Annotated in this window: 21 protein-coding genes and 1 tRNA gene; 4 read left to right on the plus strand and 18 right to left on the minus strand. The window is 58.0% G+C overall.

The window, feature by feature from the left end; genetic code table 11:
- Positions 1 to 17: 17 nt before the first annotated feature.
- From K8I84_RS16640 to rpsU, 5 genes are all read right to left on the minus strand, one after another.
- Positions 18 to 1,232: a tyrosine-type recombinase/integrase gene (locus K8I84_RS16640; RefSeq protein ID WP_223795895.1), complete on the minus strand. Its 1,215-nt coding sequence runs from the start codon at positions 1,230 to 1,232 to the stop codon at positions 18 to 20.
- 199 nt (positions 1,233 to 1,431) lie between these two features.
- Positions 1,432 to 1,508, minus strand: a tRNA-Ile gene (locus K8I84_RS16645).
- Positions 1,509 to 1,603: 95 nt separating this feature from the next.
- Positions 1,604 to 3,454: an RNA polymerase sigma factor RpoD gene (gene rpoD / locus K8I84_RS16650; protein WP_223795896.1), complete on the minus strand. Its 1,851-nt coding sequence runs from the start codon at positions 3,452 to 3,454 to the stop codon at positions 1,604 to 1,606.
- Positions 3,455 to 3,576: 122 nt separating this feature from the next.
- The gene (dnaG, locus tag K8I84_RS16655) at positions 3,577 to 5,301 is read right to left on the minus strand and encodes a DNA primase (RefSeq protein ID WP_223795897.1); all 1,725 of its coding nucleotides are present in this window, start codon (positions 5,299 to 5,301) and stop codon (positions 3,577 to 3,579) included.
- A gap of 151 nt (positions 5,302 to 5,452) precedes the next feature.
- Positions 5,453 to 5,668 (minus strand): 30S ribosomal protein S21, encoded by a 216-nt coding sequence (rpsU, locus tag K8I84_RS16660; protein ID WP_223795898.1) that lies wholly within the window; start codon positions 5,666 to 5,668, stop codon positions 5,453 to 5,455.
- Between the two features lie 240 nt (positions 5,669 to 5,908).
- On the opposite strand from rpsU, the gene tsaD reads away from it, so the two are divergent.
- Positions 5,909 to 6,967, plus strand: a complete 1,059-nt coding sequence (gene tsaD / locus K8I84_RS16665) for a tRNA (adenosine(37)-N6)-threonylcarbamoyltransferase complex transferase subunit TsaD (RefSeq protein ID WP_223795899.1) — start codon at positions 5,909 to 5,911, stop codon at positions 6,965 to 6,967.
- A gap of 13 nt (positions 6,968 to 6,980) precedes the next feature.
- On the opposite strand, the gene plsY is transcribed toward tsaD, so the two are convergent.
- Positions 6,981 to 7,574, minus strand: a complete 594-nt coding sequence (gene plsY, locus K8I84_RS16670; RefSeq protein WP_223795900.1) for a glycerol-3-phosphate 1-O-acyltransferase PlsY — start codon at positions 7,572 to 7,574, stop codon at positions 6,981 to 6,983.
- A 133-nt stretch (positions 7,575 to 7,707) separates the two neighbouring features.
- Between plsY and folB the strand changes: the two genes are divergently transcribed.
- Positions 7,708 to 8,064 carry a dihydroneopterin aldolase gene (gene folB, locus K8I84_RS16675; protein WP_223795901.1) on the plus strand — a complete coding sequence of 119 codons (357 nt, stop codon included), beginning with the start codon at positions 7,708 to 7,710 and terminating at the stop codon, positions 8,062 to 8,064.
- On the plus strand, positions 8,064 to 8,588 hold the full coding sequence (folK, locus tag K8I84_RS16680) for a 2-amino-4-hydroxy-6-hydroxymethyldihydropteridine diphosphokinase (protein WP_223795902.1): 525 nt from the start codon (positions 8,064 to 8,066) through the stop codon (positions 8,586 to 8,588). The genes folB and folK (K8I84_RS16680) overlap by 1 nt, the downstream gene beginning before the upstream one ends.
- On the opposite strand, the gene pgi is transcribed toward folK (K8I84_RS16680), so the two are convergent.
- The 10 genes from pgi to dksA form a co-directional block, all read right to left on the minus strand.
- Positions 8,571 to 10,232, minus strand: a complete 1,662-nt coding sequence (gene pgi / locus K8I84_RS16685; protein ID WP_223795903.1) for a glucose-6-phosphate isomerase — start codon at positions 10,230 to 10,232, stop codon at positions 8,571 to 8,573. The two genes, folK (K8I84_RS16680) and pgi, sit on opposite strands and share 18 nt — an antisense overlap.
- The gene (panC, locus tag K8I84_RS16690; RefSeq protein ID WP_223795904.1) at positions 10,232 to 11,104 is read right to left on the minus strand and encodes a pantoate--beta-alanine ligase; all 873 of its coding nucleotides are present in this window, start codon (positions 11,102 to 11,104) and stop codon (positions 10,232 to 10,234) included. Before panC ends, pgi begins: the two co-directional genes overlap by 1 nt.
- Positions 11,101 to 11,895, minus strand: coding sequence for a 3-methyl-2-oxobutanoate hydroxymethyltransferase (gene panB / locus K8I84_RS16695; RefSeq protein ID WP_223795905.1), 795 nt, complete (start codon positions 11,893 to 11,895; stop codon positions 11,101 to 11,103). The genes panC and panB overlap by 4 nt, the downstream gene beginning before the upstream one ends.
- 146 nt (positions 11,896 to 12,041) lie before the next feature.
- Positions 12,042 to 12,554 carry a 2-amino-4-hydroxy-6-hydroxymethyldihydropteridine diphosphokinase gene (gene folK / locus K8I84_RS16700; protein ID WP_223795906.1) on the minus strand — a complete coding sequence of 171 codons (513 nt, stop codon included), beginning with the start codon at positions 12,552 to 12,554 and terminating at the stop codon, positions 12,042 to 12,044.
- Complete coding sequence (gene pcnB, locus K8I84_RS16705) at positions 12,551 to 13,924, minus strand: polynucleotide adenylyltransferase PcnB (RefSeq protein WP_223795907.1); 1,374 nt, start codon at positions 13,922 to 13,924, stop codon at positions 12,551 to 12,553. The genes folK (K8I84_RS16700) and pcnB overlap by 4 nt, the downstream gene beginning before the upstream one ends.
- 692 nt (positions 13,925 to 14,616) lie before the next feature.
- On the minus strand, positions 14,617 to 16,014 hold the full coding sequence (locus tag K8I84_RS16710; RefSeq protein WP_223795908.1) for a sigma-54-dependent transcriptional regulator: 1,398 nt from the start codon (positions 16,012 to 16,014) through the stop codon (positions 14,617 to 14,619).
- 17 nt (positions 16,015 to 16,031) lie between these two features.
- A complete protein-coding gene (locus K8I84_RS16715; RefSeq protein WP_223795909.1) occupies positions 16,032 to 18,986 on the minus strand; it encodes an ATP-binding protein in 2,955 nt (984 codons plus the stop codon).
- On the minus strand, positions 18,976 to 19,152 hold the full coding sequence (locus K8I84_RS16720) for a hypothetical protein (protein ID WP_223795910.1): 177 nt from the start codon (positions 19,150 to 19,152) through the stop codon (positions 18,976 to 18,978). Before K8I84_RS16720 ends, K8I84_RS16715 begins: the two co-directional genes overlap by 11 nt.
- Positions 19,153 to 19,200: 48 nt before the next feature.
- A complete protein-coding gene (gene gluQRS / locus K8I84_RS16725; protein ID WP_223795911.1) occupies positions 19,201 to 20,073 on the minus strand; it encodes a tRNA glutamyl-Q(34) synthetase GluQRS in 873 nt (290 codons plus the stop codon).
- 57 nt (positions 20,074 to 20,130) lie between these two features.
- The gene (gene dksA, locus K8I84_RS16730) at positions 20,131 to 20,571 is read right to left on the minus strand and encodes an RNA polymerase-binding protein DksA (RefSeq protein WP_223795912.1); all 441 of its coding nucleotides are present in this window, start codon (positions 20,569 to 20,571) and stop codon (positions 20,131 to 20,133) included.
- A 180-nt stretch (positions 20,572 to 20,751) separates the two neighbouring features.
- Here dksA and sfsA point away from each other — a divergent pair, with 180 nt between their 5' ends.
- The gene (sfsA, locus tag K8I84_RS16735; protein WP_223795913.1) at positions 20,752 to 21,483 is read left to right on the plus strand and encodes a DNA/RNA nuclease SfsA; all 732 of its coding nucleotides are present in this window, start codon (positions 20,752 to 20,754) and stop codon (positions 21,481 to 21,483) included.
- On the opposite strand, the gene K8I84_RS16740 is transcribed toward sfsA, so the two are convergent.
- Positions 21,467 to 21,841: a Rieske (2Fe-2S) protein gene (locus K8I84_RS16740; protein WP_223795914.1), complete on the minus strand. Its 375-nt coding sequence runs from the start codon at positions 21,839 to 21,841 to the stop codon at positions 21,467 to 21,469. The genes sfsA and K8I84_RS16740 overlap by 17 nt on opposite strands.
- Positions 21,842 to 21,880: 39 nt before the next feature.
- Positions 21,881 to 23,458, minus strand: a complete 1,578-nt coding sequence (locus K8I84_RS16745) for an AAA family ATPase (RefSeq protein ID WP_223795915.1) — start codon at positions 23,456 to 23,458, stop codon at positions 21,881 to 21,883.
- Between the last annotated feature and the right edge of the window lie 55 nt (positions 23,459 to 23,513).

Below are 23,513 nucleotides of genomic sequence, written 5' to 3' on the forward strand. Positions count from 1 at the left end.
CGTTTGCATCGGTTTGGTTAGGTGGTCGAACCATGACGGGTCTTTAAGCTGTCCAAGTAGTCGGCCCACTGCTGCATCATTTCCCTGCGCTCTGGTAGCCAGGTGGTTCGGTTATAGGCTCTGCCGTGAACGTCCCTAACTCTGTGGGCCATCTGCATTTCAATGATTGCGGTTCTGAAGCCAAGGCGCTCTGTCAGCACTGTCTTTGCCATCGCTCTGAAGCCATGAGCTGTCATGACCCCTTGTAGCTCAAGGCGGTTCAGGGCCCCTGTAATGGCGTTCTCGCTCATCGGGCGTCCTCTACCATGACCGCTGGGAAAAACCCATTCTCTATTGCCGTTAATTCCCTCTAACTCATGGAGTAGCTCAATTACCTGGGCTGCCAGCGGGACGATTAGCGGCTCGCCGTTTTTGGTGGTATCGGTAGTCCATGTTTTCGCCATCCAATCAATCTCATCCCAGCGCATTTGTCGAAGGTTTCCGGGGCGCAGGAAAACATAAGGGGAAACCTTGAGCGCTAAGCACACGGTGGGGCTTCCCCAATACGTATCTATTGTTCTTAGCATGGCCGCTATTTCATCGGGTGTGGTGACAGCAGGGTGGTGTTTGACGTTTGGGGCGGGGAGTATCCCTCTGAGGTCAGCTGTAACGTCCCGTTGTGCACGGCCTGTGCTTACGGCGTACCTGAACACCTGGCCAATGAGCGTTTTTAGTCGGTGGGCGTTGTCTACGTGGCCTTTGCCCTCGATCTCCCGTAATACCGCCAGTACATCGGGAGGCTCTATTTCTGAAATCGGAAATCGGCCTAGCTTGGGGTAGGCGTACATTTCAAGGCGGCGTTCATTCTTGGGATAGGTGGTGGCTCCCACGCTTTTCTTATGCACTTGTTCCAGCCATTCTTGCGCTACAGCTTTGAAGGTTGTGGCAGAGGCTTTTATTCGGACTATTTTCTCTCGCTGGCGGTGGGCTACTGGATCAATATGGTTAGCTAGAAGGCGTTTCGCTTCGTCGCGCTTTATTCGGGCCTCCTTGAGGGAAATTTCAGGATATACCCCCAAAGCTAATAGCTTTTCTTTCCCGCTGTAGCGGTATTTCATTCGCCAATAACGCCCAGCCTTTTGAACGTCCAGAAAGAGGCCTGCGCCATCAGCCAGCTTTTTCCGCTTGCCATACTTGCTGAACGTTGCGTGTCTTATGGCTGTTTCTGTCAGCTTATTGGCTGCTCTGGCCATAGGAAGGGCTCCAAGTTGGGGGTATTTTTTGGCTGAAAAATCACAGCTCGGAAAGCATACCCCTAACAATACCCCCTAAATACCTTGGTTTCTATCGGCTCGCATTGGATTTATCAGGAATGTGTTGGGTTGATAATGCCCTAATTTATAAAGGGTTATTGGAGGATTGAGTTCCGGGGAATTCTTTGGGGGTAAGAAATGGTGGGCCCAGCTGGACTCGAACCAGCGACCAAGGGATTATGAGTCCCCTGCTCTAACCAACTGAGCTATAGGCCCATGCAAGCGTCTGCTTTTGAAGGGATGTTTCCGGAGAGGAAACAGGCGGGCGCCATTATACCGGGGAGGTTGGGCGCCCGCTACTGTTCAAGCAGTTATGACGGGTTACCCTGATCGTCAATAAAGCCGCGCAGGTGATCGGAGCGGGACGGGTGGCGCAGCTTGCGCAGGGCCTTGGCTTCGATCTGACGAATACGCTCCCGGGTTACGTCGAACTGCTTACCGACTTCTTCCAGGGTATGGTCGGTGTTCATTTCGATACCGAAACGCATCCGCAATACCTTGGACTCCCGGGCGGTCAGGCCGGCCAGCACAGAGCGGGTGGCTTCGCGCAGGCCTTCGGCCGTGGCGGAATCCACCGGCGACAGGGCCTGGATGTCCTCGATGAAATCCCCCAGATGGCTGTCTTCATCGTCGCCGATCGGAGTTTCCATGGAGATCGGCTCTTTGGCGATCTTCAATACCTTGCGGATCTTGTCCTCTGGCATGTCCATGCGCTCACCCAGTTCTTCCGGGGTGGGCTCACGACCCATTTCCTGCAGCATCTGCCGTGAAATGCGGTTCAGCTTGTTAATCGTCTCGATCATATGAACCGGGATACGAATGGTCCTGGCCTGGTCCGCGATGGAGCGGGTGATGGCCTGACGGATCCACCAGGTCGCATAGGTGGAGAACTTGTAGCCGCGACGGTATTCGAACTTGTCTACCGCCTTCATCAGGCCGATGTTGCCTTCCTGGATCAGGTCAAGGAACTGCAGGCCGCGGTTGGTGTACTTCTTGGCAATGGAGATCACCAGACGCAGGTTGGCCTCGACCATTTCTTTTTTCGCCCGGCGAGCCTTGGCTTCACCAATGGAAACCCGGCGGTTGATTTCCTTGATATCTGCAACGTCCAGGTCGACATCGGTCTGCAGGTGCTGGATACGCTTCTGCAGGCGAGTGATTTCGTCGGCACGGTCGGCGATGGCGCCGGCGTAGGGCTTCTTGCTGCCAGAAATGTCCGCTGCCCAGTCAAGATTCACTTCGTTGCCCGGGAAGGTCTTGATGAAGTCCTTGCGAGGCATTTTGCAGTCGCGCACACAGATCTGCATGATGGCGCGCTCGTTTTCACGAACCATCTCGTTGGTTGAGCGGACAACGTTCACCAGTTCGTCAAACGCTTTATTGGCCAGTTTGAACGGCGCGAATACCTGGCCCAGTTCGTTCAGGGCTTCCTGGGTTTTCTTGTGACCGCGACCGTGTTTGTTCAGGGCTTTTTCGGCAGCGTCCAGCTTTTCCCTCAGCAGCTCAAAACGCAGTCGGGTTTCTTCCGGATCCGGGCCGTTGTCCGTTTCTTCGTCGCTGTCGGAATCGTCATCGTCGTCGTTGGAATCGGCAGAGTCGTTGGATGAGTCAGCCGTGCTCTCTTCACCCATGAACGGCTCGGCATCGTCCGGATCGAGGAAGCCTGTGACTATGTCACTGATGCGCCCTTCGTTCTCAAGAATGCGCTCGTAAGCCTGGATGACGGTGCTGGCTGTGCCCGGGAAGTGGGCGACAGCGGCCATGACATCTCGAATGCCTTCTTCAATACGCTTGGCGATGACAATCTCGCCTTCGCGGGTCAGGAGTTCGACGGTACCCATTTCCCGCATGTACATACGAACGGGGTCGGTCGTGCGGCCAGCGTCGGTTTCCACGGCCGCCAGTGCCGCTGCTGCTTCAGCCGCGGCCGCTTCGTCAGCGGTGGAATCACCCTCTGTCATCAGCAGGGTGTCGGCATCCGGTGTTTCTTCAGTTACCTGGATGCCCATGTCGTTGATCATGCGAATGATGTCTTCGACCTGATCCGGGTCAGCGATGTCTTCCGGGAGGTGATCGTTTACCTCAGCATAGGTCAGGTAACCTTGTTCCTTGCCCCGTGCAATGAGGTCTTTCAAACGTGATTTTTGCGAATTGCCCGCCATAGACACCCTGTGAACTCGCTCTTGAAGGAAAAAAACTTAAACAGCCATTATAGCTGTCGCTCAAATACGCTGCCACCGACTGCTTAGATGGTGATCGGTTCAGCTAGTTTCAAGTGTTGCTGTTACTGAGCGCGATTGCTCAGGTCTCTCAGTTCCTTTCGCTCCTCACTGGAGAGGTTGGCGAAATTGCGTAACAGTGCTGCCAGTCGCTGTTGTCTGGATGCTTCCTCATTGGGGCTCAGAAGTTCCCGTGCGGCATCCAGTGTGCTTTCCCTCGGGGGAATATGTTCGATGTCGTCGAACATGTGGTAGAACCGTTCTCTGGCCTGTCGATCAAATGCCAGTTTCCGTACCAGCGTTTTCTTGTCGCTGATCTGTTGGCCGGTGATCCAGTCTGCGAAGTCCAGTGCCCGACGGAACTGCCTGGAGCTTCTGGCCAGCTCCGAGACGTCTGCTGCCAGGTCCGGCGATTCCAGCAGGGCAAGGCACAACACGCTGTCCTTGCTGAGCCGAACGTCAATGCGTTCCTCGGTGACCCGATTCTTCCGGTCTTTCGACCAGTTGCCCTTGTAGTCGCCTTTGCGGTCCTGCCATCGCTTTCGGTTGCTGCACAGACGAAGCATTTCGTGCCACATGGCATCCCGGAGGGTGCTTTTGGGCATTTTGTTCAGCAGCGGCTCCGCACGGGATCTCAGTTCGCCCCGGTTCTCCGGCAAATCAAGATCGAGTCCCTCGCTCTGCCGCTCAAACAGGAAGCGGGAGAAGGGTGTGGCCCCTTGCACCCGCTCTTCAAAGGCTTCGCGACCTTCTTTCCGTACCAGTGTGTCGGGGTCTTCGCCCTCCGGCAGCATCAGGAACTGCAGGTGCAGGCCGTCAGCCATCAGTTCGAGCGCGTTTTCCATGGCCCGGTCCGCGGCGCGGAAGCCTGCCTGGTCGCCATCGAAGCAGAACACAATGTGACGCACGTGCTTTAAAAGCGCGCTCAGGTTGTCCTGGTTGGTCGCCGTTCCAAGCGTTGCCACCGCGTAGTGAATGCCATGCTGCGCGAGTGCGATGACATCCATGTAGCCTTCCACGACCAGCAGTTTGTCCAGTTGCCTGAGCGTTTGCCGAGCCTCATAAAGTCCGTAGACTTCCCGGCTTTTGTGGAACACATCAGACTCCGGAGAGTTGATGTACTTGGCCTTGTCATCCCCCAGAGTGCGGCCTCCAAAGGCCACTGTTTTGCCCCGGGTATTGCGAATCGGAAACATGACCCGGTTGCGGAACAGGTCCCGTGGGCGGCCATACTTGTCCGAAACCGTGCCTGTTTCGGTCAGGCCGGTTTTGAGGTCCGCGGGTGTGGCGTCAAACAATGCAGTGCCAGTGCCAGGGGCAAAACCCAGCTGGTATTGCTGAATAATGTTGTCATCCAGCCCCCGCTGGGTGAGATAGTCCCGGGCGAAGCCACCCTGGGGGCCGGCGAGGGAGGCCTGGTAGAACCGGTTGGCGAATTCCAGCGCATCGGTCAGTGACCGTGATTGCTGCATCTCTTGTCGCGCCGCCTGGTCATAGGGCACTTCCATTCCCGCTCGCCTGGCCAGGTCTTCCACCGCCTCGTTGAAGCTGAGGCCTTCCAGTTCCCGGATGAAACTGATGGCGTCGCCGTGGGCGCCACAACCGAAGCAGTGGTAAAAGCCTTTGTCTGGCCGAACGTTGAACGACGGTGTTTTTTCGTCGTGGAACGGGCAGCAGGCCTTATAGTTTGCGCCGGCTTTTTTCAGTTGAATGCGGGAACCGATCAGCTCTGCCAGATCAATACGATCAAGCAGGTCTTCAATAAAACGCTGAGGGATCAGTCCGCTCATGAAGACTCCAGGAAAACCGCGGGTTGGGAAAGTGGCCATAGCTAAAAATGCCGCCGAAGCCAGGCCTCGGCGGCATTTTTAAATTGCTCTGTTTAGCCTGAGGCCAAACAGGCAATCGATCAAGTTGCAGTCAAGCGAGGTCTGTCAAAAATTAATACAGACGCTCGAACTTGCGCTGTTCCCGCTGAAGCTTCTTGAGATGACGCTTAACGGCAGCAGCTGCTTTGCGCTTGCGAACAGTAGTCGGCTTTTCATAGTGCTCACGACGACGTACTTCGGACAGGACACCCGCCTTTTCGCAAGAACGCTTGAAGCGACGCAGTGCTACGTCAAACGGTTCATTCTCTTTCACTTTGACAGCTGGCATTCGAAAATCACCTACCTGATTAGATTCGGTTTTGTTTGCTCCGACTGGCATTGCCTGGTCGGCTCGATCCCTGGTCAGATTGGTTAAAACTCGACCAGTGCGTATTTTAGGGCGGCCATCATAGCGCTTGGCTCATGCTCAGGTCAATGTTTGTTCTATGAAACTGACGGTACGTTTCGGGTTTCTGGTAGACTTACCGCCCTCAGATAACTCCGTCGATGATGGTGGCACCGGATATTTATGCTGATCCTTGGTATTGAGACGTCCTGTGACGAAACAGGTGTGGCGTTATACGACACAGAACATGGTCTGCTCGCACATGCCTTATTCAGTCAGATTGATATGCACGCGGACTACGGCGGCGTTGTGCCGGAACTGGCGTCCCGGGACCATGTTCGCAAACTCCTGCCCATGTGTGACCAGGTGCTTGAGCGCGCGGGTCGGACGCGGGGGGATATCGAAGGCATTGCCTACACCGCCGGGCCTGGCCTGATTGGTGCTCTGATGGTGGGCGGCTCCGTTGCACATGCTCTTGGGTTTGCTTTGGGAATACCTGTTCTGGGTGTTCACCATATGGAGGGGCATTTACTGGCCCCCATGCTGGAAGAAAATCCGCCGGCGTTTCCGTTTGTCGCGCTGTTGGTGTCCGGTGGCCACACCCAGCTTGTGCGAGTCGATGGTATCGGGGCTTACGAAATGCTCGGAGAGTCAGTTGATGACGCAGCCGGAGAAGCCTTCGACAAAGCCGCCAAGATGCTGGGGCTCGATTATCCCGGCGGGCCCCGGGTTGCGGCACTGGCCGAGCAGGGAACGCCGGGACGCTACAAATTTCCCCGGCCGATGACCGATCGCCCCGGGCTGGATTTCAGCTTCAGCGGTCTCAAAACCTTTACCCTGAATACGGTACATGCTGCCCAGAAAGAAGAAGGGACGTTGTCGGACCAGACTCGTGCCGATATTGCCCTGGCGTTCGAGTCTGCGGTAGTTGATACGCTGATGATCAAATGCCGGCGGGCACTCGAGCAGACCGGATGCGATCGCCTGGTTATCGCCGGTGGCGTCAGTGCCAATCGTCGCTTGAGAGCTTCGCTCGAAAAAATGGCCGGCAAGCATGATGCCCATGTGTTCTATGCCCGGCCGGAGTTCTGTACAGATAACGGGGCGATGATTGCCTACGCCGGTGCCCAGCGATTGGCCGCTGGACAGCGGGACGGAGAACGGATTGTTGCCGTACCCCGCTGGCCTATGAATGCTCTGCCTGCCATCGACGAACCGAGATCCAGCGGTCTGGTGGACTGACTGCTGGTCCGTTTTAGAGTCCGGACTCCCGATTCTGTGCCAGCCGAATCAGGTTGTTGCGATGACGCACCACGATCAGGAGCGTCAGCAGGCCGAACAGCGGCAGGGTGTCCGGTTCTACCAATGCGCTGATTGCCGGGCCGCTGACAACAGCGATAAGCGATGCCAGTGCTGAAATGCGCCACCGCCACATCACCACTGTCCAGATGGCCGTCATTGTCAGTGTGGTGGCCGGTGCCAGCGCCAACCCGGCACCAAGGGCGGTGGCGACACCTTTTCCGCCCTTGAATCGATAGAAGACCGGAATCATGTGCCCGGTCACGGCGCACAGGGCAACCATGGCCTGTGCCGTGATTGACAGCCCACTGTTGTGTGCCAGCCATACCGGAAACCAGCCTTTTGCAGCATCCAGAGCAAGCGTTGCCACTGCCGGCTGCCAACCGCCAATCCGGTAGATGTTCGTTGCACCGGGGTTGCCCGAACCCTGGGCGCGCGGATCCGGCAGGCCCCAGCACTGACTCACTGGCAGGGCAAACAGTACCGAGCCCATGATGTAGGCAGCTGCGCACAGCAAAACGGTAACAATGGGCGGTTCGAGTGCAATCATCGGAAACTCTCGGACACAGACGTCCTTGTTCGGGTGTGAGAAACTAGTGGTTGATTCCTGATCAGTGTTTCAACAGTAAACGTTGGTTATGTGGGGTTCAATTGGCAAAGAGTGGAATAGCACGGGAGTTCTCTTGGCAGATAGTGTTCTGATCGAAGGTCTGGAAGTTGAGACGGTTGTTGGGGTCTATGACTGGGAACGGAGGGTGGATCAGCGATTGCTCGTGGATCTGGAGATGGCCTGGGACAATCAACTCCCCGGGCGGACCGACGACGTCAGCGATGCCCTTGATTACGCGGCCGTCAGTGAGCGGGTCGTTGCCTGCCTGAGAGAGCTGAAACCTCAGTTGCTTGAGCGTGGCGCTGAGGTGTTGGCTGGAGATCTTCAGGAGGTGTTCGGAATTTCCTGGTTACGGCTCACTCTGAGAAAGCCCGGTGCCGTGCCTGCGGCACAGTCAGTTGGCGTGCGCATCGAACGGGGACAGCGCTGATGAGCGATGGCGTCCGGGTATTCGTCGGTATAGGCAGTAATGTCGACCGCGAGCACCATCTTGGTGTTGCCCTGGACGCATTGTCTGACTGGTTCGGTGCCCTGGACCTTTCGCCTGTATATGAGAGTGACGCCGTTGGGGGCGTCGGTGCGCCCTATCTGAACATGGTGGCGGCCTTTCAGGCGGACTGGACGGTCGGGGAGCTTTCGGATCGTTTAAAGGCACTTGAAGATGCCCATGGCCGGCGTCGCGGTGAGGAAGGTGCCGGAGAAAGGACGCTGGATGTGGATATCCTTACTTACGGTGAACAGGTCGGGATCGTAGATGGTGTGGAGTTACCCCGTGCCGAGATCCTGAAAAATGCCTTTGTGTTAAAGCCTCTGGCCGACCTTGCGCCGGACCGGCTGCATCCGACGTGCGGCCAGACCTACCTCGAACTCTGGCGGGCTTACAATGCATGCCAGCAGCTTCGGCCAGTCAGCTTTGCATGGCGTGAACGCCAGTTGTCAGAGGTCGTTCGCTGAACGGAACATCCGGATCAGGTGGTGGGTTGAGCTGTCACTGTCAGCCTGAACGTCCTGTTCGCCCGTCAGCTGCGGCAGAATCTTTTTGCCCAGTTGCTTGCCCAGTTCAACGCCCCACTGGTCGAACGAGTTGATGCCCCAGATTGCCCCTTGCACAAAGGTCCTGTGTTCGTAGAGCGCAATTAACGCACCCAGAGTCTCTGGGGTCACTTTCTCCATAATCAGCGTGTTGCTGGGCTTGTTACCCGGAATCACCTTATGGGGTGCCAGTCTGTCTATCTCACTCGTGCTCAGGCCCTCATCGGCTAATTCTGAGCGGGCCTCGGTCAGCGATTTGCCCGCCATCATGGCCTGGGACTGGCTCAGGCAGTTGGCAAACAGGTCGGCGTGGTGCCCGGCCACCGGGTTGTGGGTCTTGAGCGGGATGATGAAATCGACAGGAATCAGCCGGGTGCCCTGATGGATCAGCTGATGGTACGCGTGCTGGCCGTTGGAGCCAGTCCCGCCCCAGATCACCGGTCCGGTGTCGGTGCTCACTGGCTGACCCTGCGCGGTCACGCCCTTGCCATTGCTCTCCATGTCGAGCTGCTGGAGGTAGTCCGGCAAGCTCTGCAGGTATTCGTCATAGGGGATAACGGCGTGGGTGCCAGCCTGCCAGAAGTCGTTGTACCAGATGCTCAGCATGGCCATAACCACTGGGAGATTCTGATCCAGCGGGGCTTCAGCGAAATGTTCGTCCATCGCATGGGCACCGGCAAGCAGGGCCCGGAAGTTGGCCATGCCAATCGTCAGCGCAATGGGCAGGCCGATGGCGGACCACAGCGAGTAGCGGCCACCTACCCAATCCCACATCGGAAAAACCTGTTTCTCGTCGATCCCAAACTCTTCGGCGGCGGCAACGTTGGCGGTCACCGCCATAAAATGCCGGGCAACGGCGTCATGGTCGCCGCATTGCTCCACGAACCATTGGCGGGCGACCTTGCTGTTTTCCAGTGTTTCCCGGGTTCGGAAAGATTTTGACTGAATCAGGAACAGGGTGGTTTCGGGATCGACCTGTTGCAGGGTCTCGCAAATATCGGTGCCATCGATGTTGGCAACAAAGTGGCAGCGGATCCCGGTCTGCTGGAACGGTTTGAGTGCTTCGCACACGAGCCTCGGGCCAAGGTAAGAACCGCCAATGCCAATGCTGACAATGTCGGTGAACGCTTTTCCGCTGTACCCGACGATGGCGTGTTCGGCGATGCCGGAAACAAAACGCTCCATCCGGTTCAGGGTTGCATGTACCTCGGCCACCACGTCCCGACCATTAACGAGTACCGAATGATCGGCGGGTTTACGCAGAGCTGTGTGTAAGGCCGGGCGATCTTCGGTCCTGTTAACCCGCTCGCCGCTTAATAATGCGGAGCGCTTTTCGTCCAGTCCGCAAGCGCGGGCAAGAGCCATCAGGCCTTCGAGGATGTCGCCATTGAGCCGGTTCTTGGAGAAATCCAGAGACAGGCCCGCGGCCTCGATGAAATATCGGTCAGCACGGGTTGGATCGTTTTCGAAGAGTTGCTTCATGGGCAGGGAGAGCAGCTGGTCCCTGTGCTGCTCAAGCGTACGCCACTCGGGAGTCTGGGTCGGGTCTGCGGACGTGGAGGGCATCATGAATTCCTTTTCGCCAGGTCGCCTCGAGTCATCGTCACGTTGTCAATCAGGCGGGTGGTGCCGAGGAAGGCAGCCGCCAACACGGTAAGGTTAGTATCCTCACTGGTGGCGGGCTTCAGCGTGTCACTGTTCACAATGTTGACGTAATCGGGGCGTAATCCGGCCTGAATCAACGCATTTTTGGCCTCGTTCTCCAGTGCCGGGAAATCGGACCGGCCATTCCCCAGTTTGCGCGCCGTATCTTCAAGCGTGCGGTACACGACCGGCGCTATGTGTCTTTCTTCTTCGGACAGATAGCTGTTTCGGGAGCTCTTTGCCAGGCCGTCGTCGTCACGGACCGTAGGCGCGCCTATGACCTCAACCGGGATGCAGAGGTCCTGAACCAGCTTCCGGATGACGGCCAGTTGCTGAAAATCCTTTTCTCCAAAGACGGCGATGTCGGGCTGGACCATGTTGAACAGGATGGTTACTACCGTCGCTACCCCCTCGAAATGCCCGGGGCGACTGCCACCGCAGTGGCCGTCACTGACGTCAGGCACAACGACCTGGGTCTGTTTGGCCAGGCCTTCCGGGTAGACCTCGTCGATCGACGGAGCAAACACCAGCGTATTACCGGCCGCTTCCAGTTTCTCCTGGTCATCGGCGAGGGTTCGCGGGTATTTGTCGAGATCTTCGCTGGCACCGAACTGCATCGGGTTTACGAAGATGCTGGTAACCACCACGTCAGCGGCTTCGCAGGCTTTGCGAACCAGAGAAAGATGCCCCTCGTGCAGGTTGCCCATCGTCGGTACCAGGCCGATGGTTTTATCTTGCAGGCGGTAACCGCGGAGGATGGTCCGGAGTTCTTTTAAGGACTGTACAGTTCTCATGCCTTGAACGTGTGCTCCTCGGCAGGAAATGTGCGATCGCGAACGGCGGAAACGTAGGTGCTAATGGCTTCGTGTACAGAGCCTGCTTCGGCCAGGAAGTTCTTTACGAAGCGAGGCTTGCGTCCGGGGGTGATACCGAGCATGTCATGCAGTACCAGCACCTGCCCGTCGGTTTCCGATCCCGCGCCGATGCCGATGACCGGCGCCTTGACCGCCTGAGTGATACGCGCTGCCAGAGGTGCAGGCACACATTCAAGGAGAATAATGTCGGCGCCGGCGGCGACCAGTTCGCAGGCATGCTCTATCATCATTTCTGCGGCTTTTTCGTCACGGCCCTGAACCTTGTAACCGCCAAATTTGTTGACGAACTGCGGGGTCAGACCCAGGTGGGCGCATACCGGAACGCCGCGTTGACTCAAAGCGCGGATGGTGTCCTTCATCCAGTCCGTGCCCTCCAGCTTGACCAGATGGGCACCGGCCCGCATCAGTTGTGCGGCGTTTTCCAGGGCGGATTCCACGGTGCCGTAGGTCATGAATGGCATATCCGCCATGATCAGGGCGCCACGGTTGCCTTGCGCGACGCAGCGAGTGTGGTACTCCATCTGCTCCATGGTCACTGGTAGCGTGCTGTCGTTGCCCTGCAGAACCATGCCAAGTGAATCCCCGATCAGGATGACATCGACACCGGCTTCGCTGACCACTTGGGCAAAAGTGGCATCGTAAGCGGTCAGAACGGAAAAGGCTTCGCCCTTTTGTTTGTACTCACGCAGGGTGTTGATGGTAACAGCCATAGAATCCTTGCCTTGTGGGTGGATGAGCCCGAAGTTTCGCCGGGGTCACCGGCTTTGAAGTGCCTAGGGTAATTCCGGGGTATAACTGAGGCAATAGTAACACGAACCCAACGTGGTGCAGTGCCGTGATGCCCGCAGACTGGCGTCTAGCGACTGTCGAAGGGCGATCGGTCGATCGGTGGCAGTTTGCGCAGGGAATTATCCGGACATTGCCGGCGAAGCTCTGCCAGAGGACGGCCGTCCGGCAGGATGAGATCGGGATTCAGGTCGAGTAGCGGCTGGAGCGCGAAATCCCGGTTGGGGAGTTCCTTGTGGGGCACGGTGAGCCTCGCATCATCGATCAGGTCCTGCCCGAACAGCAGCAGATCGAGATCCAGGGTGCGCGGACCCCAGTGGCGGATTCTCTGGCGGCCGTGATGGCGCTCAATGTTCTGCAAGTGGTCCAGCAAAATGTGAGCAGACAGAGAGGTTTTCAGCCAGGCTGCGCCATTGACGAAATCCGGCTGATCCTGAGGCCCGACTGGTCGGCTGGCGTAAAATGGCGATTGGGCCACCAGAAGGGTATCTGGCAGGCTGGCCAGCTCCGTCACAGCACGTGCCAGCTGGCCAGTGGGGTCTTCGAGGTTGCTGCCCAGCCCGACAAAGGCATCCGTGCTCACTGGGAAGCCTTTTTTTGTGCGGGTGGTTTGCGCCGGCGCCGACGCTTCTTGGGTGCATCGCTGCTCAACTGGGAAAGCATGCGCTCCTGGTCACGATCGTTGGCTTCCTGGAACTCTGTCCACCACTGGCCGAGTCCCGGCTCGATCTCACCGGCGGCTTCGCGCACCAGCAGGAAATCGTAAGCGGCACGGAAGCGAGGGTGTGCCATCGTGGCGAAGGCTCGCTTACCCTGCCGGCGAGGCAGGCGCATCTGCATTTCCCAGATTTCTTTCATGGGACCGGAGAACCGCTTTGGGATCGACGTAGCCTGAACCTGGCGGCCAATCACTTTGCCAATGGCACCGTGCAGGGCAGGTTGAACAGGGTCGCCGTTATCCTGCCGGCGTGCCCATTCCACTTGCAGTGCGGGCCAGAGCATGGCGGCAAACAGGAAATAAGGGGTTACGGATTTGCCTTGGGCAATGCGCGCATCGGTATTGCGCAGGGCCTCTCGAATCAGTTCGTCAGAAGCGCCACCGTCAAGGGCTCTGACGGTCTCCGGAAACAAAGGTGCGAGCAGGTTGTAGCGACTGAGCAAATCGTAGGTTGCTTCGCCATGTCCGGCCGAGAACAGCTTCAGCACTTCATCAAACAGCCGTGCAGGCGGTATATGGGACAGTAATGGGGCCAGCTCGCGAATCGGTGCCTCTGTTTCCGGCTCGATGTCGAAACCCAGCTTGGCGGCGAAGCGGATGGCCCGCAGCATCCGTACCGGATCTTCCCGGTAGCGGGTGTCGGGGTCTCCGATCAGTCGGAGCTGACGATTCTGCAGGTCTTCGATACCGCCAGCAAAATCAATCACGCTGAAGTCACGGATGCAGTAGTAGAGCGCATTCACCGTGAAATCCCGGCGCAGGGCATCTTCCTCTTGGGAACCATAAACGTTATCCCGCAGCAGCAGGCCGTGCTCGCTGGTCTGGCGGGCATCCCGGGGCGCGGTATCCTGATCGACTGAATCAGCGTTGCCGCGGAACGTGGTTACCTCGATGATTTCCCGGCCAAAGACCACATGCACAATGCGGAATCGCCGGCCGATCAGCCGGGAGTTACGGAACAGGCCGTGGACCTCTTCGGGAGTGGCGTTGGTGGCGATATCAAAGTCTTTCGGCTTGCCGCCGAGCAGAATGTCGCGCACGCCGCCGCCCACCAGGTAGGCCTCGTAACCCGATTTGTTCAGTCTGTGCAGAACCTTTTTGGCGGGTTCGCTGATGACCGATCGGGACACATTGTGCTGGTCGCGGGGAACTTCCCTGCGCTGATATTTTCGCGCTCTCTTTTTTCCGTTGCTGGGGATCAGTGAACGGAGCTTGTCAACGAGTTTTCTAGGCATTGAAATCCGTGGTTGCGTTTTGCCGAGGCGCAAGTGTAACGGTTTGGGAGGGATTTTCCCATGTCTGGCCGGGGCGGGGAAAAACGGGGTGCCAGATAATCAAAAGGCGGATCCGTTTTCACGAATCCGCCTCGAAAGCGTTGACGATCTGCGTTGTTCTTGTTGTTAACGGGATTATTCTTTTTTTTACCCCTTTGCTTATCCTCAACCAGAGGATAAATACCAGCAAACGGAAAGCTTTGAATACACTGAGTGGTCAGAAACATTGTGCAGGTCTGAGGTAGCTGTAGCGTCGCCTCTTGGACGATTCTTCTCTACATCTACAACTCGCACATGCTGTGGGACCACTAAAAAGCCAAGCACCCAAAACACTCAGTTCGCTCGCGTTCTTTTCTTGTTTTTGTTGATGAACGCTTTCTGGCAGCTTTTTTGTTTTTGTTTGGCTGCTGCACATCCGATCTTGTTTTTGTTGTTGTGCGCTCTTGAGATAGCAGGGTGCGTGCCAGTTTTTTAAAATCCTTATATAACAATGATTTGTTTTTTTTGTGGTAGGTAGTGTTACCTAGTTCCTGCCCTATGTGTTACCGGATTCGCGTTTCTGCTTGGGGGGGTGTTACCGTGGGGAACATCGAGGTAACAAATGAGTTGATGTTCACAGTTTGAGAGGGAGCGGGCCTCCGTTATGTGATTGTTCAATTGCCGGATGTCTTTTTTCTGGGAATGCCAAGGCGCTGGCGCCGCTCCCAGAGGGATTTTCGACTGATGCCCAGTTTCTGGGCCAATTCGGTCTCGCTCATCCGGTCCTGGTTTTCCAGAACAAAGTGCTGAAAGTAATCTTCCAGGGACAGATCGCTGCTGTTGTCGTTGTCCGTTGAACGGGGCTGTACATTATTGCCGGAGACCAGGCTTTCAGGGATTTGTTCATCACCGAATTCCAGTTCAAGGTCCAGCAGATCCGGCGTGATAACGTCGCCTTCGCACAGAATGGTGGCGCGCTCAATGGCGTTCTCCAGTTCCCGCACGTTGCCCGGCCAGCGATGGCGCTCCAGCGTTTGCATCGCCTGGGGGCTCAGATTCAAGTAGGGCTTGCCCATCTTCTCAGCCTGCCGGGTCAGGAAACGTTTGGCCAAGCCGAGAATGTCGCTCTTGCGTTCCCGCAGGGGGGGGATGCGGATCTGCATAACATTCAGTCGATAATACAGGTCCTCCCGGAACTCGCCGGTGCTGGTCATGGCCTTGAGGTTTCGATGAGTGGCCGCGATCATCCGCACATTTACCTTCCGGCTCTGGGTGGAGCCGACCTTGCGGATCTCGCTTTCCTGAAGCACGCGCAGCAGACGCGCCTGGGCTTCTGCCGGCAGTTCGCCGATCTCGTCCAGGAACAGGCTGCCGCCGTCCGCCGCTTCAATCAGCCCGGTGCGGGCGGATACCGCTCCGGTAAAGGCACCTTTCTCATGCCCGAACAGTTCCGACTCAATCAGGCTTTCGGGGATGGCAGCGCAGTTGACCGAAATCAGGGGTTTGGAAGCCCTGGGGCTCAACAGGTGCAGCGCCCTTGCGGCCAGCTCCTTTCCGGTGCCTGATTCGCCGTTAATAAGAACCGTGGTTTCTGTGGGCGCCACCTTGCGGATCAGGGTGAATACCCGCTGCATGGGGTCGCAATGCCCAAACATGATGCCGGCAGGGTCTCGCTGTTCTTTCTGTCCGGCATCCGGCGTTTTGGATGTTTGACGCGATTCCGTCGGGTTCTGGGCCAGGATGTTTTCAACGGCGGCCAGCATTTCGTCATGATCGAAGGGCTTGGCGATATATTCCACCGCGCCCAACTTCATGGAGTCCACCGCCGAGCGCAGGCTGGCGTAACTGGTCATGATCAGGACCGGAGTGTCGGGTGCCCGATTGATCAGCTCGGTTCCGGCTGCGCCAGGCAGGCGCAGATCGGAAATGATTAGGTCAAATTGATCGGGTTCCAGAGTCTCTGCCTCTTCCACAGAGCTGGCATCAGCCACTTCGTAGCCCGCATGCTGCAGGAGCTTGCGAACCGCTGAGCGGATGATGTCTTCGTCTTCTACTATCAGGATGCGAGGCATAGTCTGAATCAAGGCCCTTAGTTCTGGCTGATGCGGTGGTGGCTGGAGTCCGCTTCGTAAGCTGGCAGTCTGACTCGCACGCAGGTTCCCTGTCCTGTTATCTGATCGACAGGACTTTCGACCTGAATGTTGCCATAGTGCTCTTCGACGATGCTGTACACCAGCGAGAGGCCCAGACCAGTACCTTTATTCGGAGCCTTGGTGGTGTAGAAGGGCTCAAAGATATGGTCCAGCTGATCCTCGGGGATTCCACTACCTTCATCGATAACCTCGATGATAGCGGAGTAGCCGTCGCCGTTTCCACTGACCCTTATGGTACTGCCTTCCGGCGAGGCATCCCGGGCGTTGGCCAGCAGGTTGACGAATACCTGTACTAGCCGCTGTTCATCCCCCAGTACCCGCAACTCCTCGGGGAGTTCGTTGATAAAGCGGATATGGCCGTCCTTGTCGCTCAGCGACAGCAGGTTGATTGATTCGTCCACGCACCGGTGGATATCGACTGGCTCGTAGCGGTTGGCCTGAGCGTGGTTGCCGGTGCGGGCAAAGTTCATCAGCGATTGAAGGATGGTGGAGATCCGGCGCGTTTGTTGTTGAATCTGATTGGCAGTGTCCAGAATCTCCGGGTTGTCGGTCTCCAGCTTCAGATTTTGCGCCAGAGAGGAAATTCCGGTTACCGGGTTGCCAATTTCGTGCGCTACACCCGCCGCTAGCCGGCCCACGGACGCCAGTCGTTCGCTGTGCATCAGTTCGTCTTCCAGCAGTCGGGTCTCGGTCTGGTCTTCCACCAGAATGATGCTTCCACCTTCCGGGTGATCGGGGCCACTCAGAGCGGCCTTGTGCAGGTTAAGCCAATGAGGTTTACCGCGAAGGTCGAGTCGGTGTTTGTAGCGGTGCAGTTCCTCACCCCGGTTGAAGTCGTCCAGCAGATGGTGCCAGTGCTCGGGCAGGGTCATCAGTTTGGCGCCTACCACATCGTCGGCCGTGATCCCGGTCAGGCTTTCGATGGCGTGGTTCCACATCAGGATTTCACCGTCTTCACCCACCGAGCAGGCCGGAATGGGCAGGTTTTGCAGGGTTTGCCGGTAGTGGCGGCGCAGGTTGTCCAGTTCCCCGGCCAGGCCGGTCAGGCGGTTCTGGTATTCGCCCAGTGCCCGCTCGACATACCGGATGTCCTGGGCTGTTCCGCCCCGGGCCATGGGTTTGAAACCCAGATGGCGCTTCACCATGTCCCTTGCCACGGTGGGGCCGAGCAGGCCTGACAGGTTGATCTCAATCTGGTCCCGCAATCGCCTTAGCTGATACGGGCGGTATTCGATCTCCGGAAGCTTCAGCTGGGACAGGGCTCGTTCGACCTCGCGTTTGGCGACGCCAAAGCCCAGTGGCTCCGAAAGTTGACGGGCAAAGTCCGCCGATGATGTTGCCAGCAGTTCCCGGCGCTGGGGGCGGGAAAGGGCGCCGACCGAGCATGCCTGGGCCGCGCTGGTTTCCTCGCTGTTGCTGGTGCTCAGGATGGAGACCACGGCAAACAGAGCGACATTGGCCGTCAGGCTGATGAAGGTGAAGATGTACCAGGTGTTGTCATCGGGTACCACAGGGGCATCCAGCAACGCCAGCAGGTTGGTATTATGGGCGAAGGGCAGGACCAGCGTGATGATCCAGATGGTCAGCCCCAGCACCAGGCCGGCAATCAGGCCACGGCGATTGCCTTCGGGCCAGTAGATCACGCCCAGGGCCCCGGGCAGGAGCTGTAGCATGCCGGACAACGACAGGATGCCGAGTATCGACAGATCGAGATTTTTGCCGAAACTCTCGTGGAATAGCAGGGCCATGAAAATGATGATGGCGATCAGGAAGCGCTTGACCCACCTCAGCCAGCGATAGATGTCCCCCTGATCCCTTGGTGTCTTGAGCGGCAGGATGATGTGGTTGAGCACCATGCCCGCCAGGGCCAGGGTGCTGACAATCATCAGGCCGCTGGCAGCAGACAGGCCGGCGATGTACATCAGCAGGGTGAGGGCCGGGCTGTCCAGGGCCTGGGCAATGCCCAGTACATAAAAGCTGGGGGGTGTGGTGACTTCCAGGGCCTGGCCACCCCAGAGGATGAGCGGCACCGGCAGCCCCAGGAGCAGAAGGTAGAGCGGCAGGCCCCAGCTGGCCTTGGCGAGCGCCCGGGGGGATGGGTTCTCGCTGAAGGTCATGTGGTACATGTGAGGCAGCACCAGTGCGCCCGCGAAGGCCATCAGCATGAGTGCGCGCCAGCTGCCATCATTGACGCTGAGGGTCATGGTCGTCGCTGGTGAATCGTGGTTGATCAGCCAGGTATCCAGGCCCTCCATACCGCCAAATACGCTGAACAAAACGACGCCGCCCAGGGCCAGCAGTGCCACCAGTTTGACCAGTGAGTCGAAGGCAATGGCCAGTACGAGGCCCTGATGATTTTCGGAGGTCTGATCCCGGCGGGTGCCGAACAGCATGGCAAACAGGACCACGGTGATACTGAACATCACGCTGATCAGGTTGGTAGACGTGTCCGGTGCGAGCAGGGCCGCAGACCTGCTTACCGCCTGAATCTGCATGCTGAGGAGGGCCAGAATGGCGGCACCGGAGCAGAGGGTCACCAGGGTGCCGGCCCACTGGCTTCGATAGCGGTAGGCGAACAGGTCGGCCAGGGATGTCAGCTGATAGGCACGGCCAATCCGCATGACCGGATTGAGCAGCACCGGTGCCAGCAGGAAGGCACCGCTGATGCCAAGATAATAGGCCAGGAAGCCATAGCCGGTGTCCGCTGCCACCCCGACCGCAGCGTATACGGCCCAGATGCCGGCGTAGACACCGAGGCTGAGGGTATAGATGAGCGGGTGACGGACCCAGTAACGGGGAAAGGTGCCCCGTTCGGTAATCCAGGCAATGCCGAAAAGCAGGAGCAGATAAAGCAGGCTGGCGGACAGGAGGGTCGGCGCGCTAAAACTCATTGGGGTCTCGCCGCCATTCCAGCCAGAATCCGATGGCAATCAGGCCAGCCCAGATGACGTAGGGGGTATACCAGGCGTTACCGGGCTCGGTCCACCAGTCCAGGATGTTGGGCGAAAAAATGTAGATGGCCAGCACCAGCAGGAAGACCAGGCGATAGATATACATCGGACGTGTTATCCGGGGTGAATGGTAAAACCCGGTTATACCATGCACTTAGCCGGATGTCAGGTGGGCTGCCTGTCTGTGCCAGTGCACAATGCCCCATTCCAGGATGTCGGCTGGACTGGCATGGGCCAGTTGCGGGGGCGGCATCTGCCCGAGCGCCTGAAGCGCCTCGAACAGATTTCGCGCCGCCCGATCATCGTCCAGGGAAGGGGCATGGGTCTGCTTGCTGAGTTTCTGGCCCTGTTCATTGAGTATCACCGGGATGTGGAGCCAGTTAGGGGGCGACGTATTGAGGGCGCGATAGATCTGTTGTTGCTGGGCGGTCATGTCCAGCAGGTCCGAGCCACGGACCACATCGGTAATGCCCTGGTCGATATCGTCCACCACAACCGCAAGCTGGTAGGCGAAGAACCCCTCCTTGCGCAACAACACCGGATCATCCAGTTCAGCGGTTACGGTTTGCTCCTGTGGGCCGAGCAGGTGGTCCTCCCATCGGCTGAATTCGTTTTCCAGAGCGAAGCGAATGGCATGGGCTTCCCCCTCTTCAACGGCGTTCATCTCCCGGCACTGCGCCGGATGACGGCCATCATTTGCTTTGAGCTGTTTGCGGGAGCAGGCGCAGCGGTAGGCGCGGCCGGATTTGAGGAGTCGGTCGATACTGGCCTGGTAGGCGTCATGCCGCCGGGATTGATAACGAATGGGTTCGTCGGGAATCAGGCCGTGGGCGTTCAGGCTTGTCAGGATCTGGCCGGTCGCTTCCGGTGGTTCTCGCAGCGGATCCAGATCTTCGATGCGCACCAGCCAACAACCCTTTTTTACGCGGGCTTCGAGATAACTGGCAAGGGCGGTGACCAGGGAGCCGAAATGCAGCGGGCCGGTGGGGGATGGCGCAAAACGGCCGCGATAAACTGGAGTGGTCATGGTAATCAGCCGCCGGCCTGTGACCAGGCCGTCGCGGCTGCTGACAGTCGATAAGGCTTAGATGCCAGTCTGCTTTTCCCGGATTTCGGCCAGGGTTTTGCAATCAATGCACAGGGTCGCCGTCGGGCGGGCTTCGAGTCGACGGGTGCCGATCTCAACGCCGCACTGGTCGCAGAAGCCATAGTCGTCCTTGTCGATACGATCGATGGTCTTGTCGATTTTCTTGATCAGCTTGCGCTCGCGATCACGGGTGCGTAGCTCCAGGCTGAATTCTTCTTCCTGGGTTGCACGGTCGCTGGGATCTGCGTAGTTTGCCGCGTCTTCCTGCATGTGGTGCATGGTGCGATCGACTTCTTCCATGAGCTCCTGTTTCCACTGAAGCAGCAGGCCCTTGAAGTGCTGCAACATGTCGTCGCTCATGTATTCTTCACCCTTCTTCATTTCATAGGGGGTGAAATTGGTGAATCTCTCGCGTTGTTGTTCTGCTGTGTTTGCCATTGAACCGGCCTCTTGTTTGTACTTCTTCAAGAACGCCCTGCCTGCCTTGGCTGCAGCAACCTGTCACGTGTTAGCTGCAAATTGGGCGAACTGGTCGTCCTGAAACAGGAATTTGCGGAAAATAGCAGATTAGTCACAGGCGTGCCAGCCTTGTTGTGAGGACTTTTGTACGGAGGTCACATGAAGTTTTCGGATCCCTTGATTCAGGGGAACTTGCTGCGTCGATACAAGCGTTTCCTGGCGGATGTCCGGCTGCCCGACGGCACCGAAATTACCGCCCATTGCCCGAATACCGGGTCCATGCTGGGGTGTCAGCCTGAGGATGCCCGGGTCTGGCTGACCCATAGCGATAACCCCAAGCGTAAGCTTCAATACACTTGGGAGTTGGTGGAAGTGGCGCCGGGCCAATTGGCCTGCATTAACACGGCCCGGGCCAATGCCCAGGCCAGGGCCGCTGTGGAGGCCGGTGGCGTTGCGGAGCTGGCCGGTTACGCGTCCTGCCGTTCCGAGGTGAAGTACGGTGCGGAAAACAGCCGGATCGACCTGCTGTTGTCGGGGCACGCTGATCGGGCGGATGCCTGGGTGGAAGTTAAGAACGTGACCCTGGCCGAGGGTGGCAAGGGGTATTTCCCGGACGCGGTGACCACCCGGGGGCAGAAGCACCTGCGAGAGCTGATGGTGCAGGTTGAGCAGGGCGATCGGGCGGTACTGCTGTTTGTGGTCAATCACACCGGGGTCGAAACGGTCCAGCCGGCCGACCACATCGATCCAGCGTACGGAGCCCTGCTGCGGGAAGCCATTGAGGCGGGTGTGGAAGTGCTTGCTTACCGGGCTGCGCTGGCAGATGAACGGGGCGAGCCTTCCGGCAGCCTGGCCCTGGTTGAGGCCGTGCCCGTTAGCGTGGAGCCCTGATCTGGATTTCGCCGCTTTCGATGCGGACATCCAGGGGGATCAGGTATTCGCCCATGCAGGGGCCGGTGATGCATTCACCGGTGCCCGGCTTGAACAGAGCGCCGTGGGTGGCGCACTGAATGAACAGGTTGCCTGAGTCCATAAACCGGCCCGGCATCCAGTTCAGTTCAACGCCCAGGTGCGGGCACTGATTGAGGTAGGCGAGCGGCTCGTCACCCTCCAGGAAGGCAAAGCCGGTGAGCGGCATGTCTCCCGGGTCGCGGATTGGCTGTTGAATCCGGAATTCCAGAAACTGGCCCGGCTGAAGATCGTTCAGATCGCAGACGGTTTGCCAGTCAGGCGTCGACGGTGTGCTCATGTCGGTTGGTCCGTTGCGTTCCGGTCAGCTCTGCCCCGGTTAATGAGGTGCAAAGCCAAAGTGCTGGCGGATACGGTCCGCAACAGCTTCGGCCACATGCTCCTGTTCCGTGTGCAGATGGATCGTGTGACTGCGCTCTTCGGCGGTAAGCGGTTCATACCAGGACTTCTGGTCGTCCAGCAGATCCTCAGTGGCCTCGGAGGCATCGTTGTAACGCTTGCGAATCCACTCCCGGCGCAGTTCCTCGGGGGCTTCGCAGTGCAGCAGGGCGAAGGGTACCGCCTGTTCTTCCGCCAGATCGGCAAATAGGGTGCGCTCCCGTTCCTTCAGGTTCGCCGCATCAATGACGACCGGCATGCCCGCCGCCAGAAGCTCCCGGGCGACATCCACCAGCCGTTGGTAGGTTTTTTCCGTGGCTTCCGGGGTGTACAGGTTGCCGCCGAGGCTGGATTTGCTGTCGTCGAGCGGCCCCATTCCGTGGATGCGTTTGCGCTCGACGTCTGAGCGAAGCCGAATCAGTTCAAGTTCGCCGGCCATGGTCGCGCAAACCAGCGACTTGCCACTGGCGGATAATCCTGTGCTCGCCAGCAGGTACGGGGTGGGGATGACGCTGTATTCCTCGGCCAGTTGGGCATACGCTCGGTAGCGCTGCATCAGGGCTGCTTTGTCATCCTCGCTCAGGGACGGATTGGCCATGGTGAACAGGGCGATCTTGGCGCGCACCAGGGCCCGGTAGGCCTTGTACAGAGGTAGCAGTGGCAGGGCGTCAAAGTCGTCCCGGTATTCGAGGTAGGTGTTGAGCACCCGGTTGGCCAGGGCGTATTCGTTGCGGGATTCGAGATCCATCAGCAGGAACGCCAGATCATTAATTACATCGATCCAGCGGAAGGGCTCGTTGAATTCGATGCAGTCGAATACCGTGACCCTGCCGTCGAACAGCGTGATATTGGCAAGGTGCAGGTCGCCGTGGCACTCGCGAATCAGGCCTTTTTCCCGGCGCTCGGCCAGTTGTTCCCGGTGATGCTCAAAGGTGATCCGGGTCCAATCTTCCAGGTTATCCAGCTGCGCCAGCAGGGCCTTGTCGTCAATCATCGGGCGGATCTGGTCAAAGTTTTCCTGCATGGCGGCGTATACCGCTTCCGGCGTGCCGAGTGGTTTGTCGGCTGGTACCTGGGGAATGCTTTCGTGGAATTCGGCCACCTGTATGGCCAGTTCGGTTAGTAACTCCGGCGTCAGCTTGCCCTGTTCCTGCAGGCCATCGAGGAGCTGGTCCTGGTCAAACTGGCGCATTTTTATGGCGTACTCGAAGGCTTCTCCATCACCACCAATCGCAGGGTTCTGTGGTGTTCCGGTGATGGGCAGGACTTCCAGATAAAGGGGCTCCGCCAGACGGCGGTTGAGCCTGAGTTCGTCTTCGCAAAAATGCTTACGACGCTCGAGGGTGGAAAAGTCCAGGAAGCCGAAATCCATGGGCTTCTTGATTTTGTAGGCGTAGTCGCCCGTCAGGAGAACCTGTGAGATATGGGTTTCGATCACCCGAAAGTCACTCACCGGGTGGTCAAACAGTTCGGGGGTTTGCAGTGCCTGGATCAGTGTGTCTGGGGATGCGTCGCTCACAGTGTTTACCTCAATATCCCTGGCTCATATCGTTGTTATAGGGCTAATCATAGCT

It is taken from the genome of Marinobacter sp. F4216 (assembly GCF_019931195.1).
In the GTDB taxonomy this organism is placed as follows: domain Bacteria; phylum Pseudomonadota; class Gammaproteobacteria; order Pseudomonadales; family Oleiphilaceae; genus Marinobacter; species Marinobacter suaedae.

What these genes read in the sequence shown, in the direction of transcription:
- K8I84_RS16640 (WP_223795895.1), bottom strand. Translation starts at nt 1,232, where the DNA reads ATGGCCAGAGCAGCCAATAAGCTGACAGAAACAGCCATAAGACACGCA.
- pgi (WP_223795903.1), bottom strand. Translation starts at nt 10,232, where the DNA reads ATGCCCTCCACGTCCGCAGACCCGACCCAGACTCCCGAGTGGCGTACG.
- folK (WP_223795902.1), top strand. Translation starts at nt 8,064, where the DNA reads ATGAGCGATGGCGTCCGGGTATTCGTCGGTATAGGCAGTAATGTCGAC.
- panC (WP_223795904.1), bottom strand. Translation starts at nt 11,104, where the DNA reads ATGAGAACTGTACAGTCCTTAAAAGAACTCCGGACCATCCTCCGCGGT.
- sfsA (WP_223795913.1), top strand. Translation starts at nt 20,752, where the DNA reads ATGAAGTTTTCGGATCCCTTGATTCAGGGGAACTTGCTGCGTCGATAC.
- tsaD (WP_223795899.1), top strand. Translation starts at nt 5,909, where the DNA reads ATGCTGATCCTTGGTATTGAGACGTCCTGTGACGAAACAGGTGTGGCG.
- K8I84_RS16720 (WP_223795910.1), bottom strand. Translation starts at nt 19,152, where the DNA reads ATGTATATCTATCGCCTGGTCTTCCTGCTGGTGCTGGCCATCTACATT.
- dnaG (WP_223795897.1), bottom strand. Translation starts at nt 5,301, where the DNA reads ATGAGCGGACTGATCCCTCAGCGTTTTATTGAAGACCTGCTTGATCGT.
- rpsU (WP_223795898.1), bottom strand. Translation starts at nt 5,668, where the DNA reads ATGCCAGCTGTCAAAGTGAAAGAGAATGAACCGTTTGACGTAGCACTG.
- rpoD (WP_223795896.1), bottom strand. Translation starts at nt 3,454, where the DNA reads ATGGCGGGCAATTCGCAAAAATCACGTTTGAAAGACCTCATTGCACGG.
- gluQRS (WP_223795911.1), bottom strand. Translation starts at nt 20,073, where the DNA reads ATGACCACTCCAGTTTATCGCGGCCGTTTTGCGCCATCCCCCACCGGC.
- pcnB (WP_223795907.1), bottom strand. Translation starts at nt 13,924, where the DNA reads ATGCCTAGAAAACTCGTTGACAAGCTCCGTTCACTGATCCCCAGCAAC.
- K8I84_RS16715 (WP_223795909.1), bottom strand. Translation starts at nt 18,986, where the DNA reads ATGAGTTTTAGCGCGCCGACCCTCCTGTCCGCCAGCCTGCTTTATCTG.
- panB (WP_223795905.1), bottom strand. Translation starts at nt 11,895, where the DNA reads ATGGCTGTTACCATCAACACCCTGCGTGAGTACAAACAAAAGGGCGAA.
- plsY (WP_223795900.1), bottom strand. Translation starts at nt 7,574, where the DNA reads ATGATTGCACTCGAACCGCCCATTGTTACCGTTTTGCTGTGCGCAGCT.
- K8I84_RS16710 (WP_223795908.1), bottom strand. Translation starts at nt 16,014, where the DNA reads ATGCCTCGCATCCTGATAGTAGAAGACGAAGACATCATCCGCTCAGCG.
- K8I84_RS16740 (WP_223795914.1), bottom strand. Translation starts at nt 21,841, where the DNA reads ATGAGCACACCGTCGACGCCTGACTGGCAAACCGTCTGCGATCTGAAC.
- dksA (WP_223795912.1), bottom strand. Translation starts at nt 20,571, where the DNA reads ATGGCAAACACAGCAGAACAACAACGCGAGAGATTCACCAATTTCACC.